The 17,526-nt window shown below is 75.0% G+C and carries 1 protein-coding gene (running past one end of the window); it reads left to right on the forward strand.

From position 1 onward, the window contains the following. The first annotated feature begins 1 nt into the window (after position 1). A protein-coding gene (locus ACIRNI_RS26900) for a type I polyketide synthase (protein WP_403555151.1) crosses the window boundary here: on the forward strand, positions 2-17,526 show its 5' portion. The gene runs 12,403 nt beyond the window's last position; the window shows 17,525 of its 29,928 coding nt (coding positions 1-17,525); it begins with the start codon at positions 2-4; the stop codon falls past the right edge of the window.

Here is a 17,526-nt window from a genome sequence, read left to right on the forward strand (position 1 = left end):
GATGGCGAATGAAGAGAAGCTGCTCGATCACCTGAAGTTCGTCACGGGTGAACTCCGGCAGGCGCACCAGCGACTGCGCGAACAGGAGGAGCGGGATTCCGAGCCCATCGCCATCGTGGCCATGGCCTGCCGGTTCCCCGGCGGCGTCCGCACCCCGGAACAGCTGTGGGAGCTGGTCACCGAGGGCCGTGACGCGATCGGACCCTTCCCGGCCGACCGGGGCTGGGACCTGGACGCGCTGCTCGACCCCGACCCCGAGCGGTCCGGCGGCAGCTACGCCCACGAGGGCGGATTCCTGCACGACGCGGCCGAGTTCGACGCCGGGCTGTTCGAGATCTCGCCGCGCGAGGCCGTCGCCATGGACCCGCAGCAGCGGCTGCTCCTGGAGACCTCCTGGGAGGTCTTCGAGCGCGCGGGCATCGACCCGAAGTCGCTGCGCGGCAGCCGGGTCGGCGTGTTCGCCGCCACCAACGGCCAGGACTACGCCACCGCGCTCGCCGCCGACCCGGCGGCAGCCGAGGGCTACCTCGCCACCGGCGCCGTCGCGAGCGTGCTGTCCGGCCGTCTCTCGTACGCCTTCGGCCTCGAAGGCCCCGCCCTCACCGTGGACACCGCGTGCTCGGCGTCCTTGGTGGCGCTGCACCTCGCGGTGCAGTCGCTGCGCAGGGGCGAGTGCACCATGGCGCTGGCGGGCGGCGTCACGGTGATGGCCACGCCTGCCGCCTTCGTCGAGTTCAGCCGTCAGCGGGGGCTGGCGGCCGACGGCCGGTGCAAGGCGTTCGGCGACGGCGCGGACGGCACCGGCTGGGGCGAGGGCGTCGGCGTGCTGCTGGTGGAACGGCTCTCGGACGCCGTGCGCAACGGCCACGACGTGCTGGCCGTGGTGCGCGGCTCGGCCGTCAACCAGGACGGCGCGTCCAACGGCCTGACCGCTCCCAACGGCCCCTCCCAGCAGCGGGTCATCCGCGATGCGCTGACCTCGGCGGGGCTGGCGCCCTCCGATGTGGACCTGGTCGAGGCGCACGGTACGGGGACGCGGCTGGGCGACCCGATCGAGGCGCAGGCGCTGCTCGCGACGTACGGCCAGGGCAGGGACGCCGACAGCCCGCTGTGGCTGGGGTCGGTGAAGTCGAACATCGGGCACACCCAGGCCGCGGCCGGTGTCGCCGGCGTCATCAAGGCCGTCATGGCGCTGCGGCACGGCGTACTGCCCCGCACCCTGCACGCCGACGAGCCCACCCGGCAGGTGGACTGGTCGGCCGGTGCCGTCCGGCTGCTCGCCGAGAACCGTCCCTGGTCCGGCCCCGACCGGACCAGGCGCGCCGCCGTCTCCTCGTTCGGGGTCAGCGGCACCAACGCGCACACGGTGCTGGAGCAGGCCCCCGAACCCGGCCCCGCGTCCGAGGAGGCCCCGGCCACGCCGTCGCCCACGGCCGCCGAACCGCCCCTGATCCCGCTCCCGCTCTCCGCCCGCACCCCGCGCGCCCTGCGCGAGCAGGCGGCTGGTCTCCGCGCGCACCTCACCGAGCAGCCCGAGGCACGCCTGGCCGACCTCGGCTACTCGCTGGCCACCACCCGCGCGTCGCTCGCCTCGCGGGCCGTGGTGCTGGCGGCGGGCCGTGACGACGCCCTGCGCGCCCTCGCCGGGCTCGCCGAGGGCACGGTCCCTCTGGAGGCGGAGTCCGGCATGGCGGCCCCTGGCCGTACGGCATTCCTGTTCTCCGGTCAGGGTGCGCAGCGGATCGGGATGGGGCGTGGGCTGTACGAGGCGTTCCCGGTGTTCGCGGAGGCGTTCGACGCGGTGTGTGCGCGGGTGGACCTCGAACGGCCGCTGCGCGACGTCGTGTTCGGGGAGGACGCCGGGATTCTGGACCGGACCGTGTACGCGCAGCCTGCGCTGTTCGCGGTCGAGGTGGCGTTGTTCCGGCTGGTGGAGTCCTGGGGTGTGGTCCCGGACGTGCTGGTGGGCCATTCGATCGGTGAGCTGGCTGCCGCGCATGTGGCCGGGGTGCTGTCGCTGGACGACGCGTGTGCTCTGGTGTCGGCGCGTGGTCGGTTGATGGACGGGCTGCCGTCGGGTGGTGCGATGCTGGCCGTGGAGGCGGCCGCGGAGGGGCTTGAGCTGCCCGAGGGCGTGGACCTCGCGGCGGTCAACGGGCCGACCTCCCTGACCGTTTCCGGTGACGCGGACGCGATAGCGGTACTGGAGGGGCGGCTCCGAGCCCGGGGCGTACGGGTGAAGCGGCTCACGGTCTCGCATGCGTTCCATTCGCGTCTGATGGAGCCGATGCTCGACGTGTTCGCGGCGGTCGCGGAGTCGTTGACGTACCACGCTCCGACCATCCCCGTCGTCACCACCGCGCCGGGGGAGATGACCACCCCCGCCTACTGGGTCGGCCAGATCCGTGAACCCGTCCGCTTCGCCGACGCCGTGCGCCGGGCCCACGATTCGGGTGTCACCCGCTTCCTCGAACTCGGCCCCGACGGCACCCTTTCCGCCCTCGTCACCGGCATCGTCGACGACGCGACGGCCCTCTCCACCCTGCGCTCCGGCCGGGACGAGGCCGCGTCGTTGCTGCACGGCATCGCGCGTGCCCACGTGCAGGGCGCCCCAGTCAACTGGGCGGCGCCGCTCGCCGCGGCGGGTGCCGGGCGCGTGGAACTGCCCACGTACCCGTTCGAGCGGCAGGCGTACTGGCCGAGCGCCCGGATCGGTTCCGGGGACCTGACGTCCGCCGGGCTCGGCGCGGCCGGTCACCCGCTGCTGGGCGCCGCCGTGTCACTGGCCGCAGGCGGAGGGGTACTGCTCACCGGTCGGCTCACCGCCGCCACGCACGGCTGGCTCACCGACCACACGATCCACGGCAGTGTGCTCGTGCCGGGCGCCGCGTTCGTCGAACTCGCCTGGCAGGCAGGGGAGTACGTCGGCTGCGGGACCGTGGAGGACCTCACCCTCTCCGTACCGCTCGTGCTGCCCGCACGCGGCGGTGTGCAGATCCAGGTCAGTGCCGGGGCGGAGAACGAGGACGGCACCCGCCGCCTGGAGATCCACTCGCGTATCGACGACGAGGAGGAGTGGACCCGCAACGCCGTCGGTGTTATCGCCGCCTCCGCCGCCGACCCGGTCGGCGCTGTGCAGGTGTGGCCGCCGGAGGCCGAGCCGGTGGACCTCGACGGCTTCTACGGGCGGGCCGCCGGGGCCGGATTCGCGTACGGTCCCGTCTTCCAGGGCCTGAAGGCCGCTTGGCGGGCGGGCGACGAGCTGTACGCCGAGGTGGAGTTGCCCGACATCGCCCACCGCGAGGCGGGCCGCTGCGGACTGCACCCCGCCCTGCTCGACGCGGCGCTGCACCTGACCGGCCTCGACCCGGAGCGGGCCGGGCTGCCCTTCGCGTGGGAGGGCGCCACCCTGCACGCGACCGGGGCCACCAGGGCCCGTGTCCACCTGGCACCCGCCGGGTCGGACGCCTGGACGCTGCGGGTCACCGACCCCGAGGGCGGCCCCGTCGCCACCGTCGAGTCGCTCACCCTGCGGGCCGCGACCGCCGTCGGCCCGCGCCACGATGACGCGCTCTTCACCCTCGACTGGACACTCGTACCCGTCGTACCTGTCGTACCCACGCCGGACCGGCGGCCCTCGCTCGCCACGGCCGCCGACGGACCCGGCACCTTCCTGGCCGGCTTCTCCGGCGCCGCACCCGACGTCGTCGCATGGCCCGTGGCCGGTGCGGACGGCGACACCGACACCGACACCGACACCGACGCCGACACCGCCGTCGCCGAGGTCCTGGCCGGCCTCCAGGCGTGGCTGGCCGACGAACGGTTCGCCGCGTCCCGTCTGGTGCTGGTCACCCGCTCCGCCGTGGCCGCCGCGACCGGTGACGACGTCACCGGTCTGTCCGGCGCGGCCGTCGGCGGACTCGTGCGCTCCGCGCAGGCCGAGCATCCCGACCGGTTCGTGCTCCTCGACATCGATACCGACATCGACACCGACACCGACACCGACAACGTCCTCGACGACGACCTGCTCGCCGTGCTCGCGAAGGGCGACGAGCCCTGGCTCGCCCTGCGCAACGGCACCCTGTACGCCCCCCGGCTGGCCCGCGCGTCGGCATCCGGCGCCCTCGCCGTGCCCGACGCGGAAGCCTGGCGGCTCACCGCCGACCGCGCCTCCGGTTCCCTGCGCGACCTGGCCCTCACCCCCGCTCCCGAGACGACCGCGGAACTGGCGCCGGGCGAGGTGAGGATCGCGGTCCGTGCGGCCGGGGTCAACTTCCGCGACGTACTGATCGCGCTCGGGCAGTACCCGGACCCCTCGGCGCTGATGGGGTCGGAGGGGGCCGGGGTCGTGGTCGAGGTCGGCTCCGACGTCGCGGACCTCGCGCCGGGCGACCGCGTCTTCGGCCTGTTCGCGGGCGGCTTCGGGCCGCTGGCGGTGGTGGACCGGCGGATGGTGGCGCCGATGCCGCGGGAGTGGACCTTCACGGACGCGGCCACGGTGCCGATGGCCTTCCTGACGGCGTACTACGCGCTGGTGGACCTGGCAGGACTGGCATCCGGCGAGTCGGTGCTGGTCCACGCCGCCGCCGGCGGCGTCGGCATGGCGGCCGTGCAGATCGCCCGGCACCTGGGCGCGGACGTGTACGGGACGGCCTCGCCCGCGAAGTGGGCGGCGACCGGCCTGGACGCCGCACATCTCGCCTCGTCGCGTGACCTGGGGTTCGAGGCGGCCTTCGCCGAGCGCACCGCAGGGCGGGGGGTGGACGTCGTCCTCAACGCGCTGGCCGCCGAGTTCGTCGACGCCTCGGCACGGCTGCTGGCCCCCGGCGGCCGTTTCGTGGAGATGGGCAAGGCGGACCTGCGCGACCCGGATGCGTTCGGCGACCGGACGTACCGCGCCTTCGACCTCGGCGAGGCGGGACCGGACCGGCTCCAGGAGATGCTGCGAGAGGTCCTGGAGCTGTTCCGCACGGGCACGCTCACACTGTTGCCCGCGCGGACCTGGGACGTCCGGCAGGCGCAAGAGGTCTTCCGGTACGTCGGCGCCGGCCGGCACGTCGGCAAGAACGTCCTGACGCTGCCGCGCGCCCTCGACCCGGACGGCACGGTCCTGGTCACCGGCGGCACCGGTGTGCTCGGACAGCGGCTGGCCCGTCACCTGGTCGAGCACCGGGGCGTACGGCACCTGGTGCTCGTGAGCCGCAGCGGCCCCGACGCGCCGGGTGCCCGGGACCTCGCGGAGCAACTGGGCGCGCTCGGCGCGCGGGTACGCATCGCGGCATGCGACGTCACCGACCGGGAGGCGCTCGCCGCGCTCCTGGACACCCTCCCCGCCCAGCATCCGCTGACCGGTGTCGTGCACGCCGCCGGCGTCGCCGACGACGGCGTCATCGAGGCACTGACGCCCGAGCGGATCACCGGCGTGCTGCGCCCCAAGGCCCGCGCCGCGCTCCACCTGCACGAGCTGACCGCCGGCCACGACCTGGCGCTGTTCACCCTCTACGCCTCGGCATCCTCGGCCTTCGGCTCCCCGGGCCAGGCCAACTACGCCGCAGCCAACGCCTTCCTGGAAGCGCTGGCCCAGCACCGCCGTACCCGGGGACTCGCCGCGACCGCGCTCGGCTGGGGCCTGTGGGCCGAGGAGAGCGCCATCAGCGGCGGCCTCGACGCCACCGGTGTCGCCCGCGCGACCCGCGTCGGCGGCGCCCTCTCCACCGACGAAGGGCTCGCCCTCTTCGACGCCGCCCACGGCACCGGTCTGCCGTACCTGCTCCCCCTGCGCTTCGACCTGTCCACCGCCCGGACGCTGCGGCCCGTGCCCGCCCTGCTGCGTGGCCTGGTACGCGCCCCCGCGCGCCGCATCGCCGGTACGGTCACCGGCGGTTCGGGGCTCGCCGAACGCCTCACCGCGCTCCCCGCAGCCGAACAGCACAGCCTGCTCACCGGCCTGGTGCGTGCCGAGGCGGCCGCCGTCCTCGGGCACTCCGGCGTCGATTCGGTGGCCCCCGACCGGGTGTTCAAGGAACTCGGCTTCGACTCGCTGACCTCCGTCGAACTGCGCAACCGTGTCAACGCGGCCACCGGGCTGCGCCTGCCCGCCGGCCTCGTCTTCGACTTCCCCACCCCGGCCGCCCTCGCCGCCCACCTGCGGGAACTGCTCGCCGGCGGTGGAGCCGCCCCCGTCGCCGCCACCGCGACCGCGGCTCCCGCCGACGAACCCATCGCCGTCGTCGGGATGGCCTGCCGCTTCCCCGGCGGTGTGCGCTCGCCCGAGGACCTGTGGCGGCTGGTCTCCGAAGGCGGCGACGCCACCGGGCCGTTCCCCACCGACCGGGGCTGGGAACTGGAGACGCTGTACGACCCGGACCCCGACCGCGTCGGCACCACCTACACCCGCACCGGCGGATTCCTGTCCGACGCCGCCGAGTTCGACGCGGGCCTCTTCGACATCTCGCCGCGCGAGGCGCTGGCGATGGACCCGCAGCAGCGGCTGCTCCTGGAGACCTCCTGGGAGACCTTCGAACACGCGGGCATCGATCCGCACGTGCTGCGCGGCAGCCAGGCGGGCGTCTTCGTCGGAGCCGCCTCGTCCGGCTACGGCGTGGGCGTACGCCTGCCCGAGGGCGTCGAGGGCCACTTCCTCACCGGCAGCTCCACCAGCGTCGCCTCCGGGCGCCTCGCGTACACGTACGGTCTTGAGGGCCCGGCCGTCACCGTCGACACGGCGTGCTCGTCGTCGCTGGTCGCCCTGCACCTGGCCGTGCAGTCGCTGCGCAGCGGCGAGTGCACCATGGCGCTGGCCGGCGGCGTGAGCCTGATGGCGACACCGGCGATCTTCACCGAATTCTCCCGCCAGCGCGGTCTGTCCGCCGACGGACGGTGCAAGTCCTTCTCGGCGGACGCGGACGGCACCGGCTGGTCCGAGGGCGTCGGCATGCTGCTCGTGGAGCGGCTCTCCGACGCCGTCCGCAACGGGCACAAGGTACTGGCCGTGGTGCGCGGCTCGGCCGTCAACCAGGACGGCGCGTCCAACGGCCTCACCGCTCCCAACGGCCCCTCCCAGCAGCGGGTCATCCGCGATGCGCTGACCTCGGCGGGGCTGGCGCCCTCCGACGTGGACGCGGTGGAGGCGCACGGTACGGGCACCCGGCTGGGCGACCCCATCGAGGCGGAGGCGCTGCTCGCCACGTACGGGCAGGGCCGGGACCCGGAACGGCCCCTGTGGATCGGCTCGTTGAAGTCCAACATCGGGCACACCCAGGCCGCCGCGGGCGTCGGCGGCATCATCAAGACGATCGAGGCGCTGCGTCACGGCGAACTGCCCCGGACCCTGCACGTGGACGAACCGACACCACACGTGGACTGGTCGCCCGGCACGGTCGCCCTGCTCACCGAGGCACACCCCTGGCCGTCGGCCGGGCGGCCCCGGCGCGCAGGCGTCTCCTCCTTCGGCGTGAGCGGCACCAACGCGCACGTCATCATCGAGCAGGCGCCCGACCGGCCGGAGCCGTCGGCACCGCCCGCCGTGCCCGATCCGGCGCACCCGGTGCCGGTGAGGGTGTCCGCGCGCTCCGTACCCGCACTCAGAGGCCAGGCGGCCCGGCTGCTCGACCTGCTGGAGCGCGACGAGACACTGCGCCCCGTCGACCTGGCCCGCTCCCTGGCCGTGTCCCGGCCCGCCCTGGACCACCGCGCCACGCTGGTGGCCGCCGACCGCGCGGAACTCGTCGCAGAGCTGACAGCGCTGGCTGCGGGCTGCGAGGCGCCGACGGACGCCGTACGCGGTGGACGCACGGGGTTCCTGTTCAGCGGGCAGGGTGCGCAGCGGGTCGGGATGGGGCGTGGGCTGTACGAGGCGTTCCCGGTGTTCGTGGAGGCGTTCGACGCGGTGTGTGCGCGGGTGGACCTGGAACGGCCGCTGCGAGATGTGGTGTTCGGGGAGGACGTAGAGCTTCTGGCGCGTACGGCGTACGCGCAGCCTGCGCTGTTCGCGGTCGAGGTGGCGCTGTTCCGGCTGGTGGAGTCCTGGGGTGTGGTCCCGGATGTCCTGGTGGGCCATTCGATCGGTGAGCTGGCTGCCGCGCACGTGGCGGGTGTTCTGTCGCTGGATGACGCCTGTGCTCTGGTGTCGGCGCGTGGTCGGTTGATGGACGCGTTGCCGTCGGGTGGTGCGATGCTGGCCGTGGAGGCGGCCGAGGAGGGGCTTGAGCTGCCCGAGGGCGTGGACCTCGCGGCCGTCAACGGGCCCACCTCCCTGACCGTTTCCGGTGACGCGGACGCGATAGCGGTACTGGAGGGGCGGCTCCGAGCCCGGGGCGTACGGGTGAAGCGGCTCACGGTCTCGCACGCGTTCCATTCGCGTCTGATGGAGCCGATGCTCGACGCGTTCGCGGCGGTCGCGAAGTCGTTGACGTACCACGCTCCGACCATCCCCGTCGTCACCACCGCGCCGGGGGAGCTGACCACCCCCGCCTACTGGGTCGGCCAGATCCGCGAGCCCGTCCGGTTCGCCGACGCGATCGCCTCCCTCACCACCGAGCACACCCGCTTCCTCGAACTCGGGCCCGACGGGGTGCTGTCCGCCCTCGTTCCGCACGTCGTCGAGGACGCGATCACCGTCCCGGCCCTGCGCTCCGGCCACGACGAGGCGGCGAGCCTGCTGCGCGCCGTCGCCCGACTGCACAGCCACGGTGCACCCGTCGACCTCACCTGCCTCACCGAAGGCGGGCGGCTGGTCGAGCTGCCCTCGTACGCCTTCCAGCGTGAGCGCTACTGGCTCGACGCCACGCCCGCCCGCGCCACGAGCGAGGCGACCGGCGAGGCGGAGGAGCGGTTCTGGGACGCGGTCGACGCGGCCGACCGGGGCGCGGTCGCCGCCGCGCTCGATCTGGACGACGACGACACGGGCCTCGACACCGTGCTGCCCGCCCTCACCGCCTGGCGCCGGGAGAGCCGCAAGCGCTCCGTGGTGGACTCCTGGCGGTACCGCACCGCCTGGACGCCGCTGGAGAGCGGGCCCGAGGCCGCGCTCACCGGAACCTGGCTGCTCGTCGGTGAGCCCCACCCCGACGTGGCCGACGCGCTGCGCGCCGCCGGCGCCGACGTCGTCGAGTGCGCGCCCTCCGACGTCCGTCCCGAGCTGCTCCTCGCGGACGACCTGGCCGGAATCCTAGCCCTGCGTCCCGAGCCGGGCGGCCTGCTCGCCCTGCTCCATGCCCTCGACCGGGCCGGCTCCACGGTGCGCTGCTGGGCCGCCACCCGGGGCGCCGTCTCCACCGGCCGCCTCGACCCGCTCACCGACCCCGCCGCCGCCCGGATCTGGGGACTGGGCCGGGCCGCCGCGCTGGAACACCCCGACCGCTGGGGCGGACTCCTCGACCTTCCCGAGACGCTGGACCGCCGGGCGGGCGCCCGGTTGGCCGCCGTCCTGGCCGGCATCGGCGCCGAGGACCAGCTCGCGATCCGCGACACCGGCGTCTTCGCCCGCCGACTGCGCCACGCCGCGCCCGAGCCCGCCGCCGCGCCCTGGCGGCCGGACGGCACCGTCCTCATCACCGGCGGCACCGGCGCCCTGGGCTCCCACCTCGCCCGTACGCTCGCGGCGCGCGGCACCCCGCACCTGATCCTGACCGGTCGCCGGGGGCCCGACGCCCCCGGCGCGGCCGACCTCGTGGAGGAGCTGACCCGGTCGGGCGCCACCGTCTCGGTGGTGGCCTGCGACGCCGCCGACCGTGACGCGCTCGCCGCCGTGCTCGCCGACGTACCCGCCGCTCACCCGCTCACCGCGGTGGTGCACGCGGCGGGCGTCGCCGACGACACGGCCCTCACGGAGCTGACCGAAGAGCGCCTCGACGCCGTGCTGCGCGCCAAGGCCGACGCCGCCGACGTCCTCGAGGACCTCACCAGCGGACTCGGCTCGCTCACCGCGTTCGTCACCTACGCGTCCATCGCCGGCGTCTGGGGCAGCGGCGGGCAGGCCGCGTACGCCGCGGCCAATGCCCACCTCGACGCGCTGGCCGAGCGCCGCCGCGCCGCCGGGCTGCCCGCCACCTCGGTGGCCTGGGGTCCCTGGGCCGAGGCCGGCATGGCCGCCGGCGACGAGGCGGTCGCCCACCTGCGCCGTCGCGGGCTGCGACCGCTCGACCCCGAGCTGGCCGTCACCGCCCTGGACCGGGCCGTCGCCTCAGGTGACGCGTGCGTGACCGTCGCCGACGTGGAGTGGGAGCGGTTCGCCGCCACCTTCACCGCCACCCGGCCGAGCTCCCTGCTGACGGAGCTCCCCGAGGTGGGGGACACCGCCACCGCTCCCGCGCCCGCGGCCGGTGCGGCCCTGCGCGACCGGCTCACCGCGCTGCCCGCCGCCGAGCGGGAGCGGGTCCTGCTCGACCTCGTGACCACGACCGTCGCCGGAGTCCTGGGGCACCGTGACCGCGCCGCGGTCGATCCGGCGGCGGCCTTCCGCGACCTCGGCCTCGACTCGCTGACCGCCGTCGAACTGCGCGACCGGCTCGCCGCGGCCACCGGCCTGCCGCTGCCCGCAGCCCTGGCCTTCGACCACCCCACCGCGCTGCTGCTCGCCGCCCACGTCCGTGGCGAGCTGCTCGGCGGCACGGACACGGCACCGGCCCACGGCACCACCGGGGCCGTCACCGTCACCACCGACGAGCCCCTCGCCATCGTCGCCATGGGCACCCGGCTGCCCGGCGGCGTCCGCTCGCCCGAGGACCTGTGGCAGCTGGTCGCCCAGGGCGGCGACGGCATCTCCGGTTTCCCGACCGACCGCGGCTGGCAGCTGGACGGCCTCGGCCACACGACCGAGGGCGGGTTCCTGTACGACGCCGCCGAGTTCGACGCCGAGCTCTTCGGCATCTCGCCGCGCGAGGCGCTGGCGATGGACCCGCAGCAGCGGCTGCTGCTGGAGACCTCGTGGGAGACGTTCGAACGGGCCGGCATCGACCCGACCTCGTTGCGCGGCAGCCGCGCCGGCGTCTTCGTCGGCGCCTCCCACAGCGGATACGGCACCGGCGCCGGAACCACCCCGCCCGAGGAGGTCGGCGGGCACCTGCTCACCGGCACCTCCAACAGCGTGCTCTCCGGGCGCCTCGCGTACACGTACGGGCTTGAGGGCCCGGCGCTCACCGTGGACACCGCCTGCTCGTCGTCGCTGGTCGCGCTCCACCTGGCCGCACGGGCACTGCGCACCGGCGAGTGCGACCTGGCCGTGGTGGGCGGCGTCGCCGTCATGCCCACACAGGCGGGCTTCAGCGAGTTCGCCAAGCAGGACGGCCTCGCGGCAGACGGGCGCTGCAAGTCCTTCGCGTCCGCGGCCGACGGCACCGGCTGGTCCGAGGGCGTCGCGGTCCTCCTGGTGGAGCGGCTCTCCGACGCCGTGCGCCACGGCCACGAGGTCCTGGCCCTGGTGCGCGGCTCGGCCGTCAACTCCGACGGCGCCTCCAACGGGCTCACCGCGCCCAACGGCCCCGCGCAGCAGCGGGTGATCCGGGCCGCGCTGGCGTCGGCGGGGCTGGCGCCCTCCGACGTGGACGCGGTGGAGGCGCACGGTACGGGCACCCGGCTCGGCGACCCCATCGAGGCGCAGGCGCTGCTCGCCACGTACGGGCAGGACCGGGATCCGGAACGGCCGCTGTGGCTGGGCTCGTTGAAGTCCAACATCGGGCACACCCAGGCCGCCGCCGGGCTGGCCGGCGTCGTCAAGATGGTCATGGCGCTGCGCCACGGCGAACTGCCCCGGACCCTGCACGTGGACGAGCCGACGCCACACGTGGACTGGTCGGCCGGCACGGTCGCCCTGCTCACCGAGCACAGCCCGTGGCCGCGGGCGGACCGGCCCCGCCGGGCGGGTGTGTCGTCGTTCGGCATCAGCGGCACCAACGCACACGTCGTCATCGAACAGACGCCGGAGGACGGGGTGCCGGGCCCTGTGCACGCGCCGGTCGCCGTCCCGCCGGTGCTCGCCTGGCCGGTGTCCGGCCGGACGGCCGACGCACTGCGCGCTCAGGCGGCCCGGCTGCGGCAGGCACTCGACGAGCGTCCCGAGGCCGACCTCGTCGGCCACGCCCGCGCCCTGGCCGCCGGTCGGGCGGCCCTCGATCAGCGTGCCGTCGTGGTCGGCTCCAACCGGGACGACCTCCTCGCGGGCCTCACCGCCCTCGTGGAGGACCGCACGACCCCGGCCGTCGTCCGAGGCGCGAACGCCTTCGGCCGTGCCGCCCTCCTGTTCTCGGGCCAGGGTGCGCAGCGGGTCGGGATGGGGCGTGAGCTGTACGAGGCGTTCCCGGTGTTCGCGGACGCGTTCGACGCGGTGTGCGCGCGGGTCGACCTGGAACGGCCTTTGCGCGAGGTCGTGTTCGGGGCGGACGCCGGGCGGCTGGACCGGACCGTGTACGCGCAGGCCGGGTTGTTCGCCTTCCAGGTGGCGCTGTTCCGGTTGGTGGAGTCCTGGGGTGTGACCCCGGACGTGCTGGTGGGTCACTCGATTGGTGAGCTTGCTGCCGCGCATGTGGCCGGGGTGCTGTCCCTGGACGACGCGTGTGCCCTCGTCTCGGCGCGTGGTCGGTTGATGGACGCGCTGCCGTCGGGCGGTGCGATGCTGGCCGTGGAGGCGGCCGAGGGCGGGCTTGAGCTGCCCGAGGGCGTAGATCTCGCGGCGGTCAACGGACCCACCTCGGTGACGGTTTCCGGTGACGCGGACGCGATCGGCATGCTGGAGGAGCGCCTGCGCTCCGAAGGCGTACGGGTCAAGCGGCTGGCCGTCTCGCACGCCTTCCATTCGCGTCTGATGGAGCCGATGCTCGACGCGTTCGCGGCGGTCGCGGAGTCGTTGACCTACCACGCCCCGACCATCCCGGTCGTCACCACCGCGCCCGGGGACATGGCGACCCCCGCCTACTGGGTGGGTCAGATCCGTGAGCCCGTCCGCTTCGCCGAGGCCGTACGCCAGGCCCACGACGCCGGCGCCGACGTCTTCCTGGAGCTCGGTCCCGACGGCACCCTCACCGGGGCGACCCTGCGCTGCCTCGACGGGCGTCCGGTCGCGGCCACGCCCGCACAGCGCGCCGAGAGCTCCGAGCCCGAGGCGCTGGTGCGCGCCGTGTCGGCGCTGCACGTCCACGGCGTGTCCGTGGACCTGTCCGCGCTCGTACCCGGCGGTGCCGTACGGGCCGACGGCCTGCCCACGTACGCGTTCCAGCGCCGCCGCTACTGGATCGACCCCGCCCCGCAACCCGCGGCCGGGGCTGGGGCCGATGCGGTGGAGAGCCGGTTCTGGGAGGCCATCGAGCGGCAGGACGCCGCCGCGGTCGCCCGGACCCTCGGCCTCGACGCCGACACCCTCGACGCCGTCCTGCCCGCGCTGTCCGCCTGGCGCGGCGGACGGCGCGAGCGGGCCGTGCTCGACTCGTGGCGCTACCGCGCCGTCTGGCAGCCGCTGCCCGAGCGGCCCGCCCTGCCCACCGGCACCTGGCTGGTCCTCACCGCCGACGGCTCGGTCCCCGACGACCTCGCCGAAGCCTTCTCCGGCCGCCTCGTCGGCGCCCGGCTCGACGCCGCTCTCGAGTCCTTCACCGATGTCGCGGGAGTGGTCTGCCTTCCGTCGGCGCCGGACGACCTTCTGCCCCTCTTCCGCGTCGAACTCCCCGCCCCGCTGTGGGTGCTGACGCGCGGCAGCGTCGCGGTGGGCCGTGCCGACCGGCTCACCGACCCCCCGGGTGCCCTGCTGTGGGGCCTGGGTCGCGTGGCCGCTCTCGAACGGCCCCGCCTCTGGGCGGGTCTGATCGACCTGCCCGCCGTGCTGGACCGCCGTGCCGCCGCCCGGCTCCTCGCCGTCCTCACCCACGCGTCCGGCGAGGACCAGGTGGCGATCCGGGAATCCGGCGTGCTGGCCCGGCGGCTGCGCCGGGCCCCGCTGAGCGGCTCCGCATCCGCATCCGCATCCGCATCCGCATCCGCATCCGTATCCGGCACCGCGTACGGCTCCGCGCCGGGCTCCACCGAGCCCTGGCGGCCGTCGGGGACCGTACTGGTCACCGGCGGTACCGGCGGTCTCGGCGCCCGGGTGGCCCACTGGCTGGCGGACCGCGGGGTCCGCGACCTGGTGCTGACGAGCCGCCGCGGACCCGGGGCGCCGGGCGCGGCCGACCTGGTCGCCGCGCTGGCCGAGCGCGGCGTACGGGCCGAGGCCGTGGCGTGCGACGTGGCCGACCGCGACGCCGTGGCCGCGCTGCTGGCCGCGCACCCGGTCACTGCGGTGATCCACACCGCGGGAGTGACCGGGACGCAGCCGCTGGAGACGGTCACCGGCGAGGAGTTCGCCGAGGTCCTGCGGGCCAAGGTGGCGGGCGCGACCCACCTGCACGAACTCCTCGCAGACGCCGACCTGGACGCGTTCGTGCTGTTCTCGTCGATCGCCGGAGTGTGGGGGAGCGGCGGCCAGCCGGCGTACGCGGCGGCCAACGCCTACCTGGACGCCCTGGCCGAACACCGCCACGGCAGGGGACTGCCCGCCACCTCGGTGGCCTGGGGCCCCTGGGCCGGATCCGGCATGCTGGTGGACACCGAATCCGAAGAGGCCCTGCGCCGGCGTGGCCTGAACGCCCTGGACCCCGACCGGGCGCTGGCCGCCCTCGGGGACGCCGTCGACGCGGGCGACACCTGCGTCACCGTCGCGGACGTCGACTGGAGCCGCTTCGGCGCCGCCTTCACCAGCGGGCGCCCGAGCCCGCTGCTGGAGGAGTTCGTCGCGGCCGCCGACCAGGAGACCGCCACGGGTGCCACGACCGGGTTCGCCGCCCGGCTGCGGGCCGCGCCGCCCGCCGAGCGGCTCCGGCAGCTGACCGACCTGGTCCGCGCCGAGGCCGCCGCCGCACTCGGCCACCGTTCCGCCGAGGACGTCGCCGCACAGCGGGCGTTCGCCGACCTGGGCTTCGACTCGCTGACCTCCGTCGAACTCCGCGACCGCGTCAACACGGCCACCGGGCTGCGTCTGCCCGCCGGCATCGCCTTCGACCACCCCACGGCCGCCTCCCTCGCCGCGCGCCTCGCCGAGCTGCTCGGCGAGCCCGCCGACCCGGCCCGGGCCCCGGCCGAGGAACGCGGCGTGGTCCCCGCCGCCGCGGACGACCCGGTGGTCATCGTGGCCATGGCCTGCCGCTTCCCCGGCGGGGTGACCGACCCCGAGACCATGTGGCAGCTGGTCACCGAAGGACGCGACGCGGTCCGAGCCTTCCCGACGGACCGGGGCTGGGACCTGGAAGCGCTCGCCGCCGGGGACGGCCCCGGCACCTCGTACGTCGACGAAGGCGCGTTCCTCGACGACGCGGGCCGCTTCGACGCCGCCCTGTTCGGTATCTCGCCGCGCGAGGCGCTCGCCATGGACCCCCAGCAGCGGCTCCTCCTGGAGACCTCCTGGGAGACCCTGGAACGCGCCGGCATCGACCCGCACGCGCTGCGCGGCAGCCGCACCGGCGTCTTCGCCGGCACCAACGGCCAGGACTACACCCGGCTCACCCTCGCCGACTCCGGCGGACTGGAGGGCCACGTCGCCACCGGCGGCTCCGCGAGCATCCTGTCCGGTCGCGTCGCCTACGCCTTCGGTCTCGAAGGCCCGGCGGTGACCGTGGACACCGCCTGCTCGTCGTCGCTGGTCGCCCTGCACCTGGCCGCTCAGTCGCTGCGCAACGGCGAATGCGACCTCGCGCTGGCCGGCGGCGTGACCGTGATGGCCACCCCCGGCGCCTTCGTGGAGTTCAGCCGCCAGCAGGGGCTGGCCGCCGACGGCCGCTGCAAGCCCTTCTCCGACGCGGCCGACGGCACCGGCTGGGGCGAGGGAATCGGCCTGCTGCTGGTGGAGCGGCTGTCCGACGCACGCCTCCACGGCCACCCGGTGCTCGCCGTGGTCGCCGGTTCCGCGACGAACTCGGACGGCGCGTCCAACGGTCTCACCGCCCCGAACGGCCCATCACAGCAGCGGGTCATCCGCGCCGCGCTGGCCTCGGCGGGGCTGGACCCCTCCGACGTGGACGCGGTGGAGGCACACGGTACGGGCACGCGGTTGGGTGACCCGATCGAGGCGGAGGCCCTGCTGGCCACGTACGGCCAGGGCCGGGACGCGGACCGTCCCCTGTACCTGGGGTCGGTGAAGTCCAACATCGGGCACACCCAGGCCGCTTCGGGCGTCGCGGGCGTCATCAAGATGGTCCAGGCGATGCGCCACGAACTGCTGCCCGCGTCCCTGCACGCCGACCGGCCCGCGTCGAGCGTCGACTGGTCGGCCGGAGCGGTGGAACTGCTCGACCGCGCCCGGCCGTGGTCCCGGTCCGGACGCCCGCGCCGGGTGGGCGTCTCGTCGTTCGGCATCAGCGGCACCAACGCCCACGTCGTCCTGTCGGAGCCGCCCGCCCCCGAGGAGCCGGAACAGGCAGTGACCGCCGCGGCCCCGCGGCCGGAGCCGACCGTCGTGCCGTGGCCGCTGTCCGGGCACACCGCCGATGCGCTCGCCGCGCAGGCCGGCCGACTGCTTGGCGCGCCCGCCGCGCGACCGGCGGACATCGGCCACACCCTGGCGACCGGCCGGGCCGCGCTCACCCACCGCGCTGTGGTGCTGGCGCACGACCCGGAGCAGGCGGCGCAGGCGCTGACCGCCCTCGCCGAAGGCCGCCCGGACCCGGCGGTCGTCACCGGCACCGCGCGCGAGGGCCGGACCGGATTCCTGTTCTCGGGTCAGGGTGCGCAGCGCGTGGGGATGGGGCGTGAGCTGTACGACGCCTTCCCGGCGTTCGCGGACGCGTTCGACGCGGTGTGTGCGCGGGTGGATCTGGACCGGCCGCTGCGGGACGTCGTGTTCGAGGACGGCGAGGCACTGGATCGGACCGTGTACGCGCAGGCCGGGTTGTTCGCGGTCGAGGTGGCGCTGTTCCGCTTGGTGGAGTCCTGGGGTGTGGCCCCGGATGTGCTGGTGGGCCATTCGATCGGTGAGCTTGCCGCCGCACATGTGGCCGGGGTGCTGTCCCTTGAGGACGCGTGTGCGCTCGTTTCCGCGCGTGGTCGGTTGATGGACGCGTTGCCGTCGGGTGGTGCGATGCTGGCCGTCGAAGCGGCCGAGGGCGGGCTTGAGTTGCCCGAGGGCGTGGACCTCGCGGCCGTCAACGGCCCTGCTGCCCTGACCGTTTCCGGTGATGCGGACGCGATCGCGGTTCTGGAGGAGCGTCTGCGTGCGCAGGGCGTACGGGTCAAGCGGCTCACGGTCTCCCATGCGTTCCACTCGCAGCTGATGGAGCCGATGCTCGACGAGTTCGCGGCGGTCGCGAAGTCGCTGACGTACCACGCTCCGATCATCCCTGTCGTCACCACGGCTCCCGGGGACATGACCACCGCCGACTACTGGGTGGGCCAGATCCGTGAGCCCGTCCGGTTCGCCGACGCGGTCGCCCCGCTCACCGATGTGCGGGTCTTCGTCGAACTCGGGCCCGAGGGGGTGCTGTCCGCCCTCGTCCCGTATCTGCACGACAG

Origin of the sequence: Streptomyces sp. NPDC093546, assembly GCF_044765045.1 — a bacterium.
Classification (GTDB): domain Bacteria; phylum Actinomycetota; class Actinomycetes; order Streptomycetales; family Streptomycetaceae; genus Streptomyces.